Here is an 18,223-nt window from a genome sequence, read left to right on the forward strand (position 1 = left end):
CCGTCCGCCACCTCCCACTTCTTCTTGGAGAACCACCCATGAGCATCGAATTCATCGGCATCGCCGCGACACAGGAGACCAGCGAGAGCGGCTCAAGCACCCCGGCCCCCGCCGCCACCACGCGTGACGCCATCTCCGCCCAGACCGAAGCGGGCAGCGCACGCGGCCCCGTCGTCCAGCCCGCCTACCTGCGGGCGCTCGCCCAGGCCCACGAGGCCTCCGGCTTCGACCGGGTCCTGGTCGCGCACTCCTCCGCCAGCCCGGACGGATTCACCGTCGCCGACCAGATCCTCAGCCACACCGACCGCCTCGGCGTCCTTCTCGCACACCGCCCCGGCTTCGTCGCCCCGACCCTGGCGGCCCGGAAGTTCGCCACGCTCGACGCATTCCATCCCGGCCGCGTCGCGCTCCATGTCATCACCGGTGGCGACGACGCCGACCAGGCACGCGACGGTGACTTCAGTGACAAGCCGACCCGCTACCGCCGCACCGACGACTTCCTGGACGTCGTGCGCAAGGAGTGGACCGCCGCCGAACCCTTCGACCACGAAGGCGACTTCTACCGGGTCGCGGGCGGTCTGTCCGCCGTGCGCCCGGCCTCGCCCATCCCCGTCTACTTCGGCGGTGCCTCCGAGGACGCCGTTCGCGTCGGCGGCAAACACGCCGACGTCTACGCCTTCTGGGGCGAACCCCTCGCAGGAATCGCCGAACGTATCCGCGAGGTACGGGCCGCGGCGGCGCCGTACGGCCGGGACCCCCGCTTCAGCGTCAGCCTCCGACCGATCCCGGCCGCGACCGAGGCCGAGGCCTGGGACCGGGCCCGCGAGATCCTGCGACTGACCAAGGAGCGCGCAGAAGAGGCCCGCAAGGCGTTCAACCTCGACCACGCCGAACAGCGCGGTTCCCAGCGGCTCCTGGAGTACGCGGCCCAGGGAGAGGTGCACGACAAGCGGCTCTGGACCGCCATCGCCAAGACCACCGGCGCCGCGGGCAACTCCACTGCATTGGTGGGAAGTTACGAGCAGGTCGCCGAATCCCTGCTCGACTATGTCTCCCTCGGTGTGAGCACACTCCTGATCCGCGGCTTCTCACCGCTCGCCGATGCCCGTGACTACGGCACCCTGATCGATCTGGTGCGCGCCGGCGCGGACCGGACGGCGGCCCTCAACACCCCGGAAGCCGCGGTCCCCGCATGAGCCCCGCCCCTTCGGCCCGTACCGTACCCGGGGAGTCCCGCAGAACTCCCGCAGCGGCCCGGCCGACGACCTCGCACTGGGGCGCCTACAGCGTCCACCCGGGCGACGACGGCTCGCTCGGGATCCTGCCGCACCCCGAGGACCCGTCACCGTCCCCGCTGCTGCGTAACATCGAGGGTGCACTGCGCCACCCCACGCGGGTACGTCGCCCCGCCGTGCGGCGCGGCTGGCTCGACCACGGGCCCGGTCCCACGGACCGGCGTGGCCGCGAACCGTTCGTCGAGGTGGGCTGGGACGAGGCCCTCGACCTGGTGGCCGCCGAACTTGCCCGCGTACGGGACGAACACGGACCTCAGGCCGTCTTCGGCGGCTCGTACGGCTGGGCCTCGGCCGGACGGTTCCACCACGCCCAGAGCCAACTCCACCGCTTCCTCTCCCAGTACGGCGGATACACCGCGTCCCGCAATTCCTACAGCCTCGGGGCCTCACTCGTTCTGCTGCCCCATCTGGTCGGAGCGACAGGCGCGGACGCCGTCCTGCGATCCGCTTCCAGCTGGCCGACGATCGCCGAACACACCGAGCTGATCGTTGCGTTCGGCGGCATACCGGCCAAGAACGTGCACGTCACACCCGGCGGGGTGACGCGGCACACCACCCCGGGGCATCTCGACGCGCTGGCTGCCGCGGGCACGCACGTCGCCCTCGTCAGCCCGCTCCGAGCCGACCTGCCACCCGGACCCGACACCACCTGGTACCCGGTCGTGCCCGCCACCGACACCGCACTCATGCTCGGCCTCGCCCACACCCTGCTCTCCGAGAACCTGCACGACCGTGCCTTCCTCGACCGCTGCACCACCGGTTTCGAGACCTTCACCCACTACCTGGAAGGGCGCCACGACGGCATCACGAAGGATGCCGACTGGGCAGCCGCGATCTGCGGAATCGACGCCGAGACCATCCGTGACCTGGCCCACCGGATGGCGGCCTCACGCACGCTGATCACCGTGACCTGGTCCCTGCAACGGGTCCAGCACGGCGAGCAGACGGTGTGGGCCGGACTCGCGCTCGCCGCGCTGCTCGGCCAGATCGGACTGCCCGGCGGCGGCTTCGGCCACGGCTACGGTTCGATGGGCGACGTGGGCGACCACGGCCCGCAGGTACGGCTGCCCCATCTTCCCCAAGGCCCCAACCCCGTATCCGAGTTCATACCCTGCGCCCGGATCGCCGATCTGCTGCTGCACCCCGGTGCGAGCTACGACTACGACGGGGAACGCCGCACCTACCCCGACATCAGGCTCGTCCACTGGGCCGGCGGCAATCCTTTCCACCACCACCAGGACCTCGGCCGGCTGCGCCGCGCCTTCGGCCGCCCCGACACAGTCGTCGTCCATGAACCGCACTGGACAGCCACGGCCCGGCATGCCGACATCGTGTTGCCCGTCACGACCACGCTCGAACGCGAGGACATCGGCGGCGGCCGTCGCGACACCCACCTGATCGCCATGCACCAGGCCATCGACCCGGTGGGGGAGGCCCGCGACGACCACGCGATCCTCGCCGGGCTCGCCGCACGCCTCGGCTTCGCCGAACGCTTCACCGAGGGCCGCACCCTCCGCCAGTGGCTGGAGCACCTCTACGACAACTGGCGCGACACCCTGCGCGCCGACGGGGCGACCGTGCCCGCCTTCGACGCGTTCTGGACGACCGGTCAACTCCGACTCCCCTCCGGGCCGAGCCACTTCACCCTCTTCGAGGACTTCCGTCGCGACCCGCAACGCCACCCGCTGGACACACCGAGCGGCCGCATCGAGATCGCCTCGGCCACCCTCGACGCACTGCGTCTGGACGACTGCCCCGGACACCCCACCTGGCTCGAACCCGATGAATGGCCGGGCTCACCCACGTCGGAACGTCACCCCCTGCTCCTGATCGCCAACCAGCCCACCACCCGCCTGCACAGTCAGTACGACATGGGCGCACTCAGCCTCGGTGCCAAGGTCGCCGACCGCGAACCCGTGGAGATGCACCCCGCCGACGCGGCCGCCCGGGGCATCGCCGACGGCGATCTCGTACGGATCTTCAACGATCGTGGCGCGGTACTCGCCGGAGCCGTACGGACCGAGGGCCTGCGCCGAGGTGTACTGCGGCTGCCCACCGGGGCGTGGTTCGACCCCGCACCCGACACCCCGGACAGCCGGCCGCTGTGTGTGCACGGCAACCCCAACACCCTGACCGCCGACCTCCCCACCTCACGCCTCACCCAGGGATGCACCGGGCAGCACGCACTGGTCGAGATGGAGAGGTACGAGGGGGAGCCGCCGCCGGTCACGGTGCGCAACCCACCACCACTGCTCGAACGCACTGCCCGCACCGCGCACACCGACCGGCCGGAGACCCCGTGACCCGCACCGTCCCCAGCACGAGAAGCCCACAACCGCCTCACACCCGCGACCGCTCCGGCACCCTGCCGCCGCTCGACCTCGACCGGCTCCCGGTAGTCACCAGCGCGCTCGCCGCGCGTGCCGAGGAGCACGACCGCGACGCCACCTTCCCGGCCAAGGGCTTCGCACTCGCCCACGAGGCCGGCCTACTCACCGCCACCGTCGCCACCCGGCACGGCGGCCCCGGAGCCGGGCTCGCCGACACCGTCCACATCCTGGGCGCCCTCGGCGCAGGCGACCCCGCCGTCGCCCTCATCACCGCCATGACCCTGTTCACGCACGCCACCGAGGCTCGCACCCCCGGCTGGCCGGCTCCCCACTACACCGACCTCCTCCGCGCCTCCGCCGACGGCCCGGCCCTCGTGAACGCGCTGCGCGTCGAACCCGAGCTCGGCAGCCCCGTCCGCGGCGGCCTGCCAGCCACCACCGCCCGCCGTGACGGCGAGAACTGGCTGCTGACCGGCCGGAAGATCTACTCCACGGGCGCCGTGGGACTCAGTCGGATGCTCGTCTTCGCCCGCACCGACGAGGACCCCGTCCGCGTCGGCACCTTCATCGTCAGGGCCGGCAGCCCCGGCCTGAGCATCGAACCCACCTGGGACCACGTGGGCTTGCGCGCCAGCCGCAGCGACGACGTCGTCCTGGACTCCGTACGCGTCCCCGTCGGTGACGTGATCGGGCTCGGCGCGCCCGGTCCCACCCCCGGCGCCCGCCCCGACCCGGTGACCGGCGCCTGGAACGCGCTCGGCCTCACCGCTCTCTACCTCGGCGTTGCGAGCGCGGCACGTGACTGGCTCCTGGGCTTCCTGCACGAACGCACCCCCAGTGCACTCGGCGCGCCGCTCGCGACCCTGCCGCGCTTCCAGACCGCCGTCGGCGAGATCGAGACCGCGCTCACCGGTGCCTCCACACTCGTCGAGGCGCTCGCCGCCCGGATAGATGCCGGCGAAGCGGGCCACGGGTACGACATCGAAGCCGCCGAGCAGGCCGGGATCGCGAAGGTGCTCGGGACCCGCGCCGCCATCGGGGCCGTGGAGCAGGCCGTCGCTCTCACCGGCAATCACGGCCTGACCCGGGCCAACCCGCTCCAACGCCACTACCGCGATGTGCTCTGCAGCCGTGTGCACACGCCGCAGGACGACTCCGTACTCACTGCCACCGGCCGTGCCGCGCTCGCCCGCGCGCTCGACCGAGGCCTCGCACCGAAAGGCAACTGAAGCATGACCACCCCGAACACCACGCCCGTCAGCCCGTCGACCTCGACAGCCGTGGAATTCATCGGCATGATCGGCACCAGCGACTCCTCAGAGACACGGCCCCCCACCGGCCCCCTGATCGACGCCGATTACACCACCCGTTTCGCCCGGGCCCACGAGGACGCCGGCTTCGACCGCATCCTCATCGGTTACAGCTCAACCCGCCCCGACGGCGCCCAGGTCGCCGCTCATGTCGCCGCCCGCACCGAACGCCTCGGCCTGCTCATTGCCCACCGCCCCGGCTTCATCGCCCCCACCCTGGCCGCCCGCAGCTTCGCCACCCTCGACCAGTTCACCCGCGGCCGGATCGCGGTGCACACCATCACCGGCGGCAACGACACCGAACAGCGCAGGGACGGCGACTACCTCGACAAGGACGAGCGTTACGACCGCACCGACGAGTACCTGGGCATCCTGCGCCGCGCCTGGGCCTCCTCAGAACCCTTCAGCCATGAAGGCCGTCACTACCGCTTCGAGGACTACGGATCCGAGGTCCTGCCCTTCCGCGAAGCAGGCATCCCGATCTACTTCGGCGGGTCTTCCGAAGCCGCCTACCGCGTCGGGGGCAAGCACGCGGACACCTTCGCGCTGTGGGGCGAGCCGCTGGCCGAGACCGCCGAGCAGATCGCCTCCGTACGCGCCGCGGCGACCGCGGCCGGACGCAGCGAACCGCCCGGAATCAGCGTCTCGTTCCGCCCGATCCTCGCGCCGACGGAAGAACTGGCCTGGGAACGCGCCCACCGCATCCTCGACACCATCACATCCGGCGCGGGACGCCCCTTCTTCGAGCAGGCACGCCACCACAACGGCAACACAAGCCCCCAGAACGCCGGTTCACAACGGCTGCTCGCCGCGGCCGCCAAGGCCGACCTCCACGACCGTGCCCTGTGGACCCCCACTGCCACGGCCACCGGAGCGGGCGGCAACACCACCGCACTCGTCGGCACCCCCGAGACGGTCGCACAAGCACTCCTCGACTACGTCGACATCGGCGCCACGACCCTCCTGATCCGCGGCTACGACCCGCTCGACGATGCCATCGACTACGGCCGTCACCTCCTCCCACTCGTCCGCCAGGAACTCGCCCACCGCAAGGCCACCGCACCCACGTCCGACCTCACCCCCGCCGGAAGCGTCCGATGACCGACCTCTTCACCGCCCCCACCACCACGACCCGCACCCCGCACGCCACATGGGAGCCGCCCGTCACCATCGCGACACGAGGCACCCTCCTGGTGCTCCCCGGACGAGGCGAACACCCCCTGGTGTACGAGCGGTTCGGCCGACGCCTCGCTGCAGACGGATACCTCGTACATGTTCTCGGTACGCACCCTGAGAACCCCGCCGACGCAGTACGTGACCAGGCAGCCGCGGTCGCGGGCCCCGAGCCGGTGGCGCCGCTGGTCCTGGTGGGCAGTGACACCGGCGCCCTCCAAGCCCTGCACGCCGCGGCACTGAGCGATCCGTCGCTGCCTGTCGCCGGCGTCGTGGTTGCAGGCGCCGCACCGACCACCGATCCGGATCGCGCGGTGGAAGTGAACGACGCGGCGTCGGCGTGGGACGACGAGCTCGCCGCCCGTACGGCCTGCCCCGCCCACCGCAAGCGGCTCACCGACGACGCGTCCTTCTCCCGGGGCCGGCTCACCGACCCCGTACCGCATCACCTGCGTGCAGACGCCCATCCCGAGGTCCCCGCCCTGATCCTGCACGGCGCCGCCGACCCAGTGACCGCTGTGGAGCAGGCACGCGGGCTAGCAGGCCGGTTGCCCCGCACCACCCTGGGTGTTGTGCACGACGGCGTGCACGACGTACTCAACGACGCCTCGCACCGCACCACCGCCGCCACTGTCGTGCTGTGGCTGGAACGGCTGCGCGCGGACCGACGGGACCTGCGCCCGATCCTCACCGTCGCCGAGGCGGACGGGAACTCCGCCGCGGGCGCCTGACCTTGCATCCGCAGTACACGAAGGGAAGCGGCATGACCGTCACCACACCCACCGCGACTACCTCCGCCCCCACCCCGGCCGGCGCCGACATCCTGCGCCACACGCTGCGACGCCACGCCGCGGGAGTCACCGTGATCACAGTGCCGGGACCGGCCGGATTCACCGCGACCTCCTTCACGTCGGTCTCCCTCGAACCGGCCCTGGTCTCCTTCTGTATCGGCGTCCATGCATCCGCCTGCCCCGCGGTACGCGACGCCGAACGGTTCGCAGTCCATGTCCTGGGCACCGCGAACGCGGAACTCGGCACACAGTTCGCCCGCAGCGGCATCGACCGCTTCGACGGCGTCCCGTGGCAGTCGCAGGACGGTCTGCCACTCCTGGGAGGCGTACCCGCCTGGCTCACTGCACGGGTCACACTGCGTCAGCGGGTCGGCGACCACCTGCTTGTCGTCGGGGAGGTCGAGGCCGGTGGCGGTCACGGTCGGGGACCAGCCCTCGTACACCACGACGGGGCGTTCGGCACGACCGTACGCATACCGCCGCACGAGGCCTGACACCTTGTGCACTACAGGGCAGGGGGCAACCCAAGGAGACCTTGGGCAAGCCCGCGTTGTCGGTGGCGTCTGGAACGCTGGATGGATGAACGGCGATGAGCAACTACTGCGCGGCCGGATCTACGGCCACGACCACGACGACCCCAACCCGGGCCCGCTCCCGCACCGGGCCTACGCCACACTCATCGGCGGGCCGTTGGACGGGCTGCTCCTGGACGTCACCGATTGGCGGCCGCAGGAGATCGACGGCGGGGTCGCCCTGTCCACCGAGCTCGGGCGGTGGCCCGGCGGCCGCGCGCTGTACGACCCGCGCCCGGAAGATCTGCGCGCACCCGGTCCCGGCGTGATGTGCCGCTTCTACTACTCCGGCGACACGCCCTGATGGCTGCTCACGACGCCGGGCCCGGTCTTGGACCGAGCGGATGATGGCGCTCACCGTGGCGGCCGATCATCGCCGCCCTCAAGGACCCACCCGCCGAACCCGCTGGGACGACCTGCAACTGCGGCAGGTCGCCTGGGCGGGGTCCTAGGGTGGCGCTGCGCAATGTGATCGGGATCAGCTCCAACCTGGCGAGGGTCCGTGCAGCGGCTTGAAGGCAACCGGTTTGCCGGTGATCGCGTCGAGCAGGATGCGGTCCCCTATGGGGCGGTCCAGCTTCACGGTGACCTGTTGCAGCCTGCTTGAGGGGGAGTCGTAACCCTCGAGTGTGAACAGCCAGGCCGGCACCACTGCCGGTCTGCAGCTGGTGTCCACCCTCATCTCACCCAGCTTCGCCTCCGTCACAGTCAGGTATGGTTTTCCGCCTTTGCGGCCGCCAGCCAGGGGGTTGTACGACTCGTCCACCCCCGTCAGCGGCCGCGTGCGTGATTCGCCCCTGGCCCACGCCACCCGGCCGCCCTTCGGCCAGGTGGCGGGCAATGTGCCTCGCAGGACGAAACTCTGGTCTTGGTAAGCCTGCATATCAGCGTTGCTTCGCAGGCCGCCCCGCGGCAGCTGGCTACCTCCAATGAACTTGTCAGCCCGACGTGGTCCGTGCGGGCTCGGCTGAGCCGAAGCACGGTAATTGTCACAGGGGCAGGCTCACTAATTTGATTAAAAATCCTCAGTGATCGTAGAGTGGTTTTCATGGAGCTTCTTCGACTCTCAAAGGCCGCTAAGCGTCTTGGAGTTCACCCCGTGACGCTTCGTCTTTGGGCTGACTCGGGGAAGATTCCTGTGACTTGGGTTGGCCGTGAGCGTAGGTTCTCCTCGACCGATGTCGAGGCGATGAAGGTCTCGACCGGCGGAGAGCGTGTTCGCCTGGAGGGCCTGTATGTGCGTGTCTCCGGCTCCAGTGGACAAGAATCTTCGTTGGAAGCCCAGGAGAGCGAGCTGCGGGCCACTTCCGCTGGCCAGATCGTGAAGGTTTTCCGTGACAGGGCCTCGGGCCTGCGGGAGGACCGTCCCGGCCTCAACCGGTTGCTGCGAGCCGTCGCTGACGGATCGGTGACGGTCGTGCGTGTCACTCATGAGGATCGGCTTGCACGGTTTGGTGTCGGATGGCTCAAGCATCTGCTCGGTGTGCATGGCGCCACCCTCGATGTGCTGCATCCGAAGAAGCTCGGCGGCCGGGATGAACTCCTCGAAGACTTCGTGTCGCTGGTCACCACGTTCGCCGGGCGTCTGTACGGGATGCGGTCGGCTGAGAACCGGCGTCGCCTGCTGGCCGAGTCCGGCCAGTGCAAAGCCGGTGATAGCCAATGAGCCGGAAGGTGCCGCTCGCCGACGGTGAGACCTCCCGCACCGCGTGTGCCCGCGCCCTTGTGCGCGCAGGCGTGGACGAGAAGACCGGCGAACTGCTGTCCCAGTCCGTGCTGGCCGAACGCATCGGCTGGTGTGCCGACTTGGCGGCGGGCCTGGTCTCCACGCTGCTCGGCGAGCACTGGAACGCCACCGATGTTGATGTTCTCGCTTCTGGTGAGGACGCTGGGGGCCGGAAGCTGCCGTCGAACGCGTGGATGGCTTCGCGACGTCTCGGCTGGACCGTCGCTCCGGCCGAGGGCGTGAAGGTCAACGACCGGATCGTACGCATGGCCCAGGAGCAGGCCGGGCGCACTCTGCGCTCGGCGAAGTGGCGCGCTGACCTGACCGCCGGGGTGATCGCGACCTGGCCGGACGACCCGCAAAAGCGCACTCCAGCAGAGTGGGACGCCGTACGCGATGCCGTGCCAGGCGGCCGGCACTTGCCGTCCAGCATCATCAAGGGCCGTACCCGGCAGATCACCAAGTACTGGCAGGCCAACGGTCGTTTACCAGTTGATGTGTTCGAGGCCGAAGGCGCGCCCGGGGCGGCGCGGATGCTGTTGCTGTCGGCGTGCGATGGGCAGCAGGCCGTCGTCTCACGCGGCGAGAGCGATCCGCAGCGGGCTCTGCTGCGGATGCAGCTGCCCACCCGACCCGATCCGCAGGCGTATGCGGACTGGACGTGGGTGGAGTGCACCATGTCGCTGCCCCCGACGGTGCCCGCCTGGGCGGTGTTGCACCTTCCCACCCTGCGCATCGCGGGCGGGAAGGTACGTGCTGATGCGGCCTACACCCACGCCGTGCCCAAGGCTCGGCGCACCGGGCACACGGTCGCGCTCGGCGTGGACTGGGGCCTGAACACCCTCCTGTCCGCTGGTACGGCCCGTGTCCACGACGATGGGCGTATCACCGCCCTCGGGCATGGCGCCCAGTTCCGGACCGCCGGAGTGCTGGCCAAGCAGCACCGGCTCCGTCGTCTGTCCGAGCACCTGCACACCAAGGCCGACCACTATCAGCGGTTCATAGGCGAGAACGAACAGCACCCGCTGGCCGACAGGCACCAGGCGCTGCGCGACGAGATCCGCTTCGTGTCCGCACGCCGCTCGAACCTGAACGACGCCCTGGCGTGGGCTGCCGCACGGTGGACCGTCGACCAGGCCACCGCTGCCGGGGCGAGCGTGATCTACGTTGAGGACCTGCGCTCGATGGAAGCCAAGGGCATGGGCCGCACCATGAACACGCGCCTCTCCCAAGCCGTCCGCGGGCAGATCGCCGACCACATGCGGCACCTTGCCGCGGAGGCCGGCATCGCCGTGGTCACTGTCCCAGCCCGCAACACGTCCAGACACTGCCCGCGGTGCCTCACCCCACTCAGGCACCGCAAAGCCCCCGACCGGCCCACCACTGCGGGCTGGAAGTGGGCCATCTGCCCCAGCCAGTCCTGTGGCTGGCAGGGAGACCGCGACCAGGGCGCCTGGCGCCGCATCGCAGCACACGGCCTGGTCCACCAGTCCAAGACTGTCATCGACAAATCCAGCGGAACCATGGCGATCCGCACGGTAGTCGACAAGCTCGAAACCAAAGCAGTGGTCACCCCGACCACCGAGTCCAGCCGGAAAGACCGGTCGAAGACCGGACCCACCCGGCGCCACACCTCACGCCCCGCGCCCAGGCGACGCAGGGCACCCTCCCCAGCAGCCCGCCCGTGCGGTCCTGCTGGCAAGCGTCCGGAGGGACACGCACCAACGGACCGGACCCGGCTGCTCCGAGCGGCCCACCGGCACCAGGACGTGACGACGACCAGCACACCCACCACTGGCCACCGGCCGAGAGGGGCAGCACTGGGCGCGGGATTCCATCTCCACGCCCATGCCACCCCACCACGATGGGAAGCGATCCCGGAAACTCAATCCGACTCAGGATCGCTTAGCTGATCAGAGACGCTTGTTGTCACCAAGCGGCCGTGGCGCCCCCGCCAAGGGCCCTGCTCGGGCGACGCGAGGGAATGGTCGACGTCAGTCGTCTCCGGAGGCCCGGCGCGCGAGGCTCTCGCGGAGTCTGGCCAGCCGGTCGATCTCGACATCGAGGGCGGCGAGCCTCCGGCCGACGATCCCGGAAGTGGCAGCGCCGGGTTCGACAGAGCCGCAACGTGGCGGCGGGTCCTCGGCGAGCAGATGGAGGCGGTCGGCGCAGCTGCGCAGATCCTCGACGGTGAGTCCAAGGGTCAGCAGGTCCCGGATAACGCGGACTCGTGCGACCTCGCCGGGGCCGTATTCCCGCTGACCTGAGGCCGTGCGGACGGGCGGGGGCAGCAACCCGCGCTGCTCGTAGAACCGCAGCGCCCTGGGCGTGGTGCCAGCCGCTGCTGCCGCTTCGCGATCCGCATCCTCTTCCACTCCCGTCTCCGCTCGCCCACGGCTTCCGAGCCGCTACTGCACCACCGAGCTACAGCTCCACGACGACAGCCCCGAAGTGCCGACCTTCGATCAATTCCTGCAACGCCTGCGGTGCGCGATCGATGCCCGCGATGCGTGCGTAGGGGAAACTGATCTTGCCGGAGCGCAACCAGTCGCCGAAGCGGCTGGTCCACTCCTTCTCCACGTCAGGGTGGTCCGCGCCGCTGTATCCATGCAGCGAGACGCCCTTGACCACGAGACGGTAGGCATCGATCTCCACCGGCGCGCTGCCGCCGGCCCGCTGCGCCGACAGTTGTCCCGACAAAGCTCCGACCAGGGCGAAGCGCGCGCCCTGCCGGGCCGCGCCGAGCGCCGCGGCCAGTTGCTCACCGGCGACGGTGTCCACCAGGACGTCGATGCCCTCGGGCGCAGCCTCGGCGACCTGCGCGGCGAAGGGTCCGGCCCCTCGAAGCACGACCGCGTCGTAGCCCAGCTCGGACACCAGCCGCTCGGCCTTCTCCGGCGATCCGGTGCTGCCGATCACCCTCCTGGCGCCCAGCAGTCGGGCGATCTGCCCCGCCAGGGAACCCACCGCTCCCGCCGCTCCGGTGACGAAGACGACGTCACCCACACGGACATCGGCGAGGCGGGTCAGGGCACCATAGGCGGCCGATCCCTGGGCGAGGTGCGCCACCGGGTCGGGCAACGCATCATCCAAAGGCGTGCACTCGGCGGCGGACACCAGGGCGAATTCCCGCCAGCCGAGCATGTGTGCGACGGCATCGCCCGTGCGCAGCGGGCTGTCGGCCGACGCGGCAACGACCTCGCCGACGGCGGGGCCGAACAGGGTGTCACCACTGCGAAGCGGCGGCAGCGGCAAGCCGTCGACCTCCCCGCCGATCAAGGTACGCAGGCCGGGGAAGACCAGGAAATACCGGTTCCTGACGAGCACTTGGCCTGTCCCTGGCTCAGGCAACGGCGTCTCGACGACGGCGAAGTGTTCCTGCGTGGGCAGTCCATCAGGAATGGCGGCGAGCCGGACTTCGCGGGTGGTGCGGGGCAGGGTTGCGGTCATGTTCGGGCTCCTGGGCAGTTTCCGGCAGCGGCTCGCACGTGTCCGCCGCAGAGGTGCGGTGACGCTAACCCCTGACCCGCACGTCAGGGTCAAGCCGATCCTGGCCGGCGCTCCGGGGCGGCGGAACTCTCAGCCCGGCGCTCGAAAGCTCCCGGATCCTGGCGGACTTGCGAGAAGCGGCCCCCCGCTGCGCGCGGGGCACATGACGTACTTTGAGACGATTGCAGTCCATTACGCAGACGTCCGCTCACGCGTGGCATGGGGGCGGCGGGGACGGCCCATGGCGGGCGCGCTCAGCGGTGGCATTGCCGAGCCGCCGCCCTCACCACCTCACCGTACATACGTCCCGAAGTGTCGATACAGCCTCCCCGTGCCCCCGAACTCCTTGAGCACCGGCGCCCACACCGCCTCGATGTGGGCGACCGCCTGGTCCTCCGTGAGCCACTCGGAGAAGCTCAGCACCTTCGTGCCGTCCAGGCTGATGTGCAGATGCGCGGCCACCGCACCCGGGTAGGCGCGGTCCTCGCCCTCCGAGCGTTCCTCCGATGCGAGCAGACCATCGAGCCAGGTGCGGGCCGCGTCCTCGTCCGCGGTGTCGAAGAACGCGACGGGGAACGACTCGGGTACGGCGGCCGGTTCGGTGAGCGCGGTGCCCCGCACCGTGCGGTAGTGGCGGAAGGGCGTCGCCGTCGCCTCTCCCGATCCGACCGCTCCCTCGTCGGCGCCGAGTCCGATGCCGATCGGCCACGGAGCCTCGGCCAGGTCCAGGTCCAGGTCCTGTTCCGACGACCATTGCGTGTAGATCAGGACCGTGTCTTCCTGCCCGTCGAGGTAGACCGTCAGGGAGGTCAGGCCCCGCGGCCACGCATCGGCGTCCTCCCCGTGGCGGGCCACCGCCTCCGCCACGGCCCGCTGCCGGTCGGGTCCGGCGGCGGGCACGGTCGTGACGAGCGCAACCGCGCTGTCGGGGCTGTCAAGGACGGGCCGGGCGGCGGCAGCGGCAGTGGTCGGCGACGGGTGCGGCAGCGGGAATCTGTCTCCTCAGTGCGAGCGAGGCGGAGGGTGGGGGTGTGCACGACGGATCAAGTTTCCGTGGTCGGACTGTCGCGTCCCAAGCGCCGCTGTTTCAGGATTCCGTAAGATCCTCGGAAGGTTCGAAAGGTCTTCGGCAAGTTGGCGGCAGGTCTGCGGAAGGCGTCCGGGGCGCGTCAACTCCCCTTCAGATACTGCTCGGTGAGCGTCTCCAGACGGGCGGCCGCCGCGCCGTCGATTCACGATGGACGCGGGCCAGATCGTCGGCAACCTGCTGGTGTTCGCGGCGCTGGGCTTCCTCGGCCCGCTGCGGTTCGCGGCGCTGGCATCGGTACGCTGGAGGAGCTCGGGTCTCGTCACCCCGCGGCCCGACTCTCGGCGGAGGCCAGCCGGCAGATGTCCGTCCGTGGAAGTCCTCGGCCGTCCGCGCGGCGTATCGGAGACCACACAACGACGAGGGTCCCGACCGCTGAGCCCGGATCCACCGGCTTGATTTTGGAGTGATCGTTTCGGGTGGTTCGGGGGCGGTCCGAGGCCGAGCTGCGGATTCGGGCATGGGGTGCCCGCTGGTCTGCCCAGCTTTTCCACATGCTCGGAGGTCTCAGGCCCTTGCGGGCGGGGTGGTCAAGGCTTGTCGACGGCGGGTGGTGGCGCGTGTGCGAGGTCGAAGAGCTGGGTGAAGTCGTCCCGCCAGGGCCAGCGTTGGGGCAGGTGGAGGGTAAGGCGGCGGGCCGAACGTGCCAGCCGAGCAGGCACGTTGATCAGGTGGTCGCGGATTGTGCCGGTGGTCGCCTTGGCGTGGAAGGCGGATGCCAGGGTGCCGGCGGCGCGGGTCAGGTTGTGCGCGAGGGCGGACAGGGCGAGCCAGGCCGCGTTCGCCTGGAAGTGCCCGGAGGGGGCGTGCGCGAACGGGCCGTTCTTCACATCCGCGATCACCTGTTCCACGACTGCGTGACGCCTGTGATCACGCTCGGCAGCGGCCAGGGAGAGCGGAGAGTTGGTGAACGCGCCGTGATAGCGCCAGGTGTCGAAAAGCGTGCCCTGCCCCTCGGGGATCGCCCCGGGGTTGAGGCGCTTGACGCGGCGCACGATCAGGCGGGCGGTGACCTGCTGATTCTTCGGCTTGGAGGTGAAGGCGGTGTAGGTGGCCTCGGCTATCTCCGCGTCCGAGATCCAGCACTGCCCCTCTTCGTCCCACACCGCCTTCGGGTACTTGACCGCTTTCCATGCGGCTTCGTCGATGCCCGCAATCGCAGCCTTGATCGAGGCGTTCATCCGCACCGTGACGGAGAAGCGGGCATCCAGGGCCCGGCAGGCGCCGATGACGTCGGCGCCGTAGAACGCGGAGTCGGCCCGCACGATGAGCAGTCCGGTAGCGCCGCTGGCGCGGGCCGTGCGGATGGTCTCGGCGACGAAGGCGGCGGCCCCGCGTGCGGAGTTGGTCGGGCCCTTGCGCAGACGGGTGGCGGCGATCACGGGGGCGGACAGGGGTGTGGAGACGATCCCGAGCAGCGCGTTGAGGCCCTTGACCTTGCTGTATCCGTAACCCGCCCCCTGCTTGGCGTAGCCGTAGGTGCGGCGGATCGTGTCATCGATGTCCACATGGGCGACCGATTCGGCGCCGGACAGCAGCCCGGTGTGCGCGGCCAGTTCGGGCAGGAACCTCCGTGCCACCGCGTGCAGTTGCTTCACGTGCCCGTGAGTGAAGGAACGCAGGAACGAGCCCAGCGTGGATGGCGCCCGCACCCCGGCGAACAGGCGGCCCAGCGCGCCGTGCCGCAGCCGGTCCATGTCATCGATGCTGTCCGCGCCCGCGACCATGCCGCCCACCAGCGACATCAGCTTCGCCGCGGGGAAGGCACCCGTGCCGTCCTTCGAGACCGGCAACCGGACGTGTTCGCTGGCCAGCGCGGGCAGTCCGCACCGCTCGGCCAGGCGCACCACCGGCTCCAGTCCGCCGTACCCGACCAGATTCGGATCATCGAACCGTGCGGAGACCTTCGCGGCGGCATGGGAAGATTGCATCTCGGAAGTGCCTTGTCGATCGTGCCTGATGTGGTCCTAGAGAAACCCCATCATCGCAGGTCACAAGGCACTTTCTCGTTTCCCCGAGAGTCATCCACAGACATCAAGCCGGTGGATCCGGGCTGAGCGGTCGGGACCCTCGTTTGCCCTGCTGGGCGGGTGCGGCGGATATTCGAGCTCGTGAGGGGTTGCCCCCCCAACACGCTTTCCAACTGTGGCGGTGGGGAGTTGGGCTGAGTCCGAGGCCGTTCACTTGCGTTCATGGAGGCTGACCGCTTGTTCGTGGGCGGCTCTGGGCCTGTTCTGAACGCCCCCGAACGGGGCTGAATGAGAAGGAAACTGAGACGAACGTGACCCTTCAGTCTGCTCAGACGTGTCTTCTTGATCAGGAGTTACATCGCTTATCCGTACACGCCCTTTTGAGGGAGAAGGCGTAGAGCTTGTTGTTGGGGACAAAGGGAGAGTAGTAGCCCGAGCCCCAGTAGACCGAACCGTTCACGATGGCAGCGCCGCCGACTACCGACCCGCCACTGTCGAAGCTCCACTTGATGGTGCCGGTGGCGCCGTCCAGGGCGTACATGTCGCCGGACACAGAGCCGGCGTAGACCACGCCGTTGGCGCTGGAGACGAAACCGTAGTCGAAGGTGTCCTTGGGGTCCGCGGTCTGCCAGAGGATCTTCCCGGTGGCCGCGTCGAGCGCCGCGAAGAATCCGCTCGTGATGGTCGACTTCTTGCCGGTGACCGAGGTGATGGTGGTGGGCTTACGGTCGAGGTTGGTGATCTGCGCGTAGACGCGCTTGCCGTCCGTCGCGGTGCCCCACTGCATGCCGCCGATGATGCTGCCCGGACCGACCTGCGTCTGCCACACGACCTTGCCCGTGGCAGGCTCCAGCGCCCAGTACACGCCGCTCTTCTGCCCCGCCCCGAGCAGTCGGGTGCGCTTGCCGTGGACAACGGCGGTGTAGAGGTTCGGTCCCGCGCCGAAGTCGTAGTCCGGTCCCTCCGGGTGAGGGATCGTCCAGGAATCGGCACTCAAGGTGTGGCGAGACCAGACGACCTTGCCGGTCTTCAGGTCCAGACCCAGGATCGAGTCCACGTGGTTGGCCGGCGACGGCGTGGTGCAGCCGGTCTGGTCCGGCCTTGTGCAGACACCGTCCGGCACGGAGTAGTTGTTGCCCGTGGTCACGTACAGCAGCCCGGTCTGGTGGTCCACCACCGCGGTGCTGGACCACACCGCACCACCGGTGTATCCGGGTGGCACCGTGTGTGTCTTCCAGAGCACTTTTCCGGTGGCCACGCTCAGGGCGACGACGCTGCCGCGGAATGTGTACTGCCCGTCCGTGAGCTCGGAGTTGGAGGACACGCCCACATACGCGATGCCGCGTTCCTCGTCGATCACCGGAGAACTGGTGATGAGCGCGTTCGGGTGGTCGTCGACCTTGGTGCGCCACAGCGGTGCGCCGGTCGCGGAGTTGGCGGCCATCACGTTTGCGCCGTCGGCGCTGGGGGAGGTCAGCACGCCTTCCCCGAACACCAATTTGCCGCGCGTGTACGCGGGGCTGGTGCGCGAGATGTCCCCGGCGACGCGGCTGTACATGCTGATCGGGTTCGACCACAGTGCCTTTCCTGTGGTGGTGCTTACCGCCGACAGCTTCCCGCCCCAGTCCGGCACGTACGCCACCCCGCGGACCACGGTCGGCGTCGCCGAGATGTTGCCCGCCGCGGTGTAAGTCCAACGCGGCTTCAAGTTCCTCACATTCTTGCTGTTCAGGATGTGCTCAGCGGCGGCGTCTCGGGTGTTGTGAGCGTTCTGGCCCGCTGATGTCCAGTCGGTGAGCGGCACCGGGGCCGTCGCCTCGGCCATTCCGGCATAAGCCGAGGTATTCGCCACCGCGGCGAGCGACATGCCCGCGACTACAGTCCACAGCTTCCTCAACCTTCTTGGCAATGCTGTCAACTCTCGTTCTCCTTATTGGTGACGTAGATGCGGGAACCGTCCGGGGATACCGCTACATAAGGCGGCGTGTCACCCACCGTGACGGTGGCAGTGACCGCGTTGGCGCTTGTGCCGACCCCGGACACCTCTTATCGAACTTGGCGGTCAATGCACTGTCATCGCTGCCAGGGGGTCCTGTACACGCCGCTGATCGCCATGCCCGAAGCTAGAAGCCAAGATCGTCGCCGGGCGCGCCGCAGGCCCCGGGGCGGCTGTATGGACGACGTGAATTGGCGCTGGTTGTTCAACCAGTCGACCCATTCGCCTGGACAGCGGTCCCAGCTGGGACGCCCTGAACTCGGGCGTCATGTACATGCTCCTCTCAGTCCGAATCCAAAGGGAGCCTGACGCATTTGTGATCAAGCGACCGGCAAGCACAATGGGACACGCCGCTTCATCATTGGATCGGCTCAACAGGTAAATAGCCTGGATGGAAAACGCCTCAGCCACTTGTCCCGTGTGTATGAGCTGTCCCCTCGAAAGGTGGGGCGGGGGAAGGTCTGAGCCTCGGCCTGGGCTACCC

At 69.4% G+C, this 18,223-nt stretch carries 15 protein-coding genes and 1 pseudogene; 10 read left to right on the forward strand and 6 right to left on the reverse strand.

Going from position 1 to position 18,223, the window contains the following annotated elements:
- Positions 1–38: 38 nt before the first annotated feature.
- The 7 genes from OG456_RS34530 (at position 39) to OG456_RS34560 (ending at position 7,775) form a co-directional block, all read left to right on the forward strand.
- A complete protein-coding gene (locus tag OG456_RS34530) occupies positions 39–1,196 on the forward strand; it encodes an LLM class flavin-dependent oxidoreductase (RefSeq protein WP_266567960.1) in 1,158 nt (385 codons plus the stop codon).
- Positions 1,193–3,598 carry a molybdopterin-dependent oxidoreductase gene (locus tag OG456_RS34535; RefSeq protein ID WP_266567962.1) on the forward strand — a complete coding sequence of 802 codons (2,406 nt, stop codon included), beginning with the start codon at positions 1,193–1,195 and terminating at the stop codon, positions 3,596–3,598. Before OG456_RS34530 ends, OG456_RS34535 begins: the two co-directional genes overlap by 4 nt.
- Complete coding sequence (locus tag OG456_RS34540; RefSeq protein WP_266567964.1) at positions 3,595–4,854, forward strand: acyl-CoA dehydrogenase family protein; 1,260 nt, start codon at positions 3,595–3,597, stop codon at positions 4,852–4,854. Before OG456_RS34535 ends, OG456_RS34540 begins: the two co-directional genes overlap by 4 nt.
- 3 nt (positions 4,855–4,857) lie before the next feature.
- Positions 4,858–6,036, forward strand: a complete 1,179-nt coding sequence (locus OG456_RS34545; RefSeq protein WP_266567966.1) for an LLM class flavin-dependent oxidoreductase — start codon at positions 4,858–4,860, stop codon at positions 6,034–6,036.
- Complete coding sequence (locus tag OG456_RS34550) at positions 6,033–6,839, forward strand: alpha/beta hydrolase (protein ID WP_266567968.1); 807 nt, start codon at positions 6,033–6,035, stop codon at positions 6,837–6,839. Before OG456_RS34545 ends, OG456_RS34550 begins: the two co-directional genes overlap by 4 nt.
- 32 nt (positions 6,840–6,871) lie before the next feature.
- Positions 6,872–7,393: a flavin reductase family protein gene (locus OG456_RS34555; protein ID WP_266567970.1), complete on the forward strand. Its 522-nt coding sequence runs from the start codon at positions 6,872–6,874 to the stop codon at positions 7,391–7,393.
- Between the two features lie 85 nt (positions 7,394–7,478).
- The gene (locus OG456_RS34560; RefSeq protein ID WP_266567972.1) at positions 7,479–7,775 is read left to right on the forward strand and encodes a hypothetical protein; all 297 of its coding nucleotides are present in this window, start codon (positions 7,479–7,481) and stop codon (positions 7,773–7,775) included.
- Positions 7,776–7,949: 174 nt separating this feature from the next.
- On the opposite strand, the gene OG456_RS34565 is transcribed toward OG456_RS34560, so the two are convergent.
- Positions 7,950–8,237, reverse strand: a complete 288-nt coding sequence (locus OG456_RS34565; protein ID WP_266567974.1) for a hypothetical protein — start codon at positions 8,235–8,237, stop codon at positions 7,950–7,952.
- A gap of 282 nt (positions 8,238–8,519) precedes the next feature.
- Here OG456_RS34565 and OG456_RS34570 point away from each other — a divergent pair, with 282 nt between their 5' ends.
- Both OG456_RS34570 and OG456_RS34575 read left to right on the forward strand, forming a co-directional pair.
- Entirely contained in the window at positions 8,520–9,137 is a 618-nt protein-coding gene (locus OG456_RS34570) for an IS607 family transposase (protein WP_266557006.1), read from the forward strand.
- Complete coding sequence (locus OG456_RS34575; RefSeq protein WP_266567976.1) at positions 9,134–11,110, forward strand: zinc ribbon domain-containing protein; 1,977 nt, start codon at positions 9,134–9,136, stop codon at positions 11,108–11,110. The genes OG456_RS34570 and OG456_RS34575 overlap by 4 nt, the downstream gene beginning before the upstream one ends.
- Before the next feature lie 81 nt (positions 11,111–11,191).
- On the opposite strand, the gene OG456_RS34580 is transcribed toward OG456_RS34575, so the two are convergent.
- From OG456_RS34580 to OG456_RS34590, 3 genes are all read right to left on the reverse strand, one after another.
- The gene (locus OG456_RS34580; RefSeq protein ID WP_266567978.1) at positions 11,192–11,572 is read right to left on the reverse strand and encodes a MerR family transcriptional regulator; all 381 of its coding nucleotides are present in this window, start codon (positions 11,570–11,572) and stop codon (positions 11,192–11,194) included.
- A gap of 49 nt (positions 11,573–11,621) precedes the next feature.
- Positions 11,622–12,647, reverse strand: a complete 1,026-nt coding sequence (locus tag OG456_RS34585) for an NADP-dependent oxidoreductase (RefSeq protein ID WP_266567980.1) — start codon at positions 12,645–12,647, stop codon at positions 11,622–11,624.
- 330 nt (positions 12,648–12,977) lie between these two features.
- The gene (locus tag OG456_RS34590) at positions 12,978–13,586 is read right to left on the reverse strand and encodes a hypothetical protein (protein WP_266567982.1); all 609 of its coding nucleotides are present in this window, start codon (positions 13,584–13,586) and stop codon (positions 12,978–12,980) included.
- Between the two features lie 334 nt (positions 13,587–13,920).
- Between OG456_RS34590 and OG456_RS34595 the strand changes: the two are divergent.
- Positions 13,921–14,013: pseudogene (locus tag OG456_RS34595) on the forward strand (VanZ family protein); the annotation flags it as partial.
- A gap of 290 nt (positions 14,014–14,303) precedes the next feature.
- Here OG456_RS34595 and OG456_RS34600 read toward each other — a convergent pair.
- Both OG456_RS34600 and OG456_RS34605 read right to left on the reverse strand, forming a co-directional pair.
- Positions 14,304–15,704 carry an IS1380 family transposase gene (locus OG456_RS34600; protein WP_266567984.1) on the reverse strand — a complete coding sequence of 467 codons (1,401 nt, stop codon included), beginning with the start codon at positions 15,702–15,704 and terminating at the stop codon, positions 14,304–14,306.
- A 385-nt stretch (positions 15,705–16,089) separates the two neighbouring features.
- Positions 16,090–17,610 carry a PQQ-binding-like beta-propeller repeat protein gene (locus OG456_RS34605; RefSeq protein WP_266567986.1) on the reverse strand — a complete coding sequence of 507 codons (1,521 nt, stop codon included), beginning with the start codon at positions 17,608–17,610 and terminating at the stop codon, positions 16,090–16,092.
- Positions 17,611–18,223: the final 613 nt, after the last annotated feature.

The sequence above is a fragment of the Streptomyces sp. NBC_01446 genome (assembly GCF_026340095.1).
GTDB classification, from domain to species: Bacteria; Actinomycetota; Actinomycetes; order Streptomycetales; family Streptomycetaceae; genus Streptomyces; species Streptomyces aureus.

Bases quoted from the DNA above. Each gene is read 5' to 3' on its own strand.
- OG456_RS34575 (WP_266567976.1), top strand. From the start codon at position 9,134: ATGAGCCGGAAGGTGCCGCTCGCCGACGGTGAGACCTCCCGCACCGCG.
- OG456_RS34555 (WP_266567970.1), top strand. From the start codon at position 6,872: ATGACCGTCACCACACCCACCGCGACTACCTCCGCCCCCACCCCGGCC.
- OG456_RS34535 (WP_266567962.1), top strand. From the start codon at position 1,193: ATGAGCCCCGCCCCTTCGGCCCGTACCGTACCCGGGGAGTCCCGCAGA.
- OG456_RS34560 (WP_266567972.1), top strand. From the start codon at position 7,479: ATGAACGGCGATGAGCAACTACTGCGCGGCCGGATCTACGGCCACGAC.
- OG456_RS34605 (WP_266567986.1), bottom strand. From the start codon at position 17,610: ATGTCGCTCGCCGCGGTGGCGAATACCTCGGCTTATGCCGGAATGGCC.
- OG456_RS34550 (WP_266567968.1), top strand. From the start codon at position 6,033: ATGACCGACCTCTTCACCGCCCCCACCACCACGACCCGCACCCCGCAC.
- OG456_RS34530 (WP_266567960.1), top strand. From the start codon at position 39: ATGAGCATCGAATTCATCGGCATCGCCGCGACACAGGAGACCAGCGAG.
- OG456_RS34585 (WP_266567980.1), bottom strand. From the start codon at position 12,647: ATGACCGCAACCCTGCCCCGCACCACCCGCGAAGTCCGGCTCGCCGCC.
- OG456_RS34570 (WP_266557006.1), top strand. From the start codon at position 8,520: ATGGAGCTTCTTCGACTCTCAAAGGCCGCTAAGCGTCTTGGAGTTCAC.
- OG456_RS34545 (WP_266567966.1), top strand. From the start codon at position 4,858: ATGACCACCCCGAACACCACGCCCGTCAGCCCGTCGACCTCGACAGCC.
- OG456_RS34600 (WP_266567984.1), bottom strand. From the start codon at position 15,704: ATGCAATCTTCCCATGCCGCCGCGAAGGTCTCCGCACGGTTCGATGAT.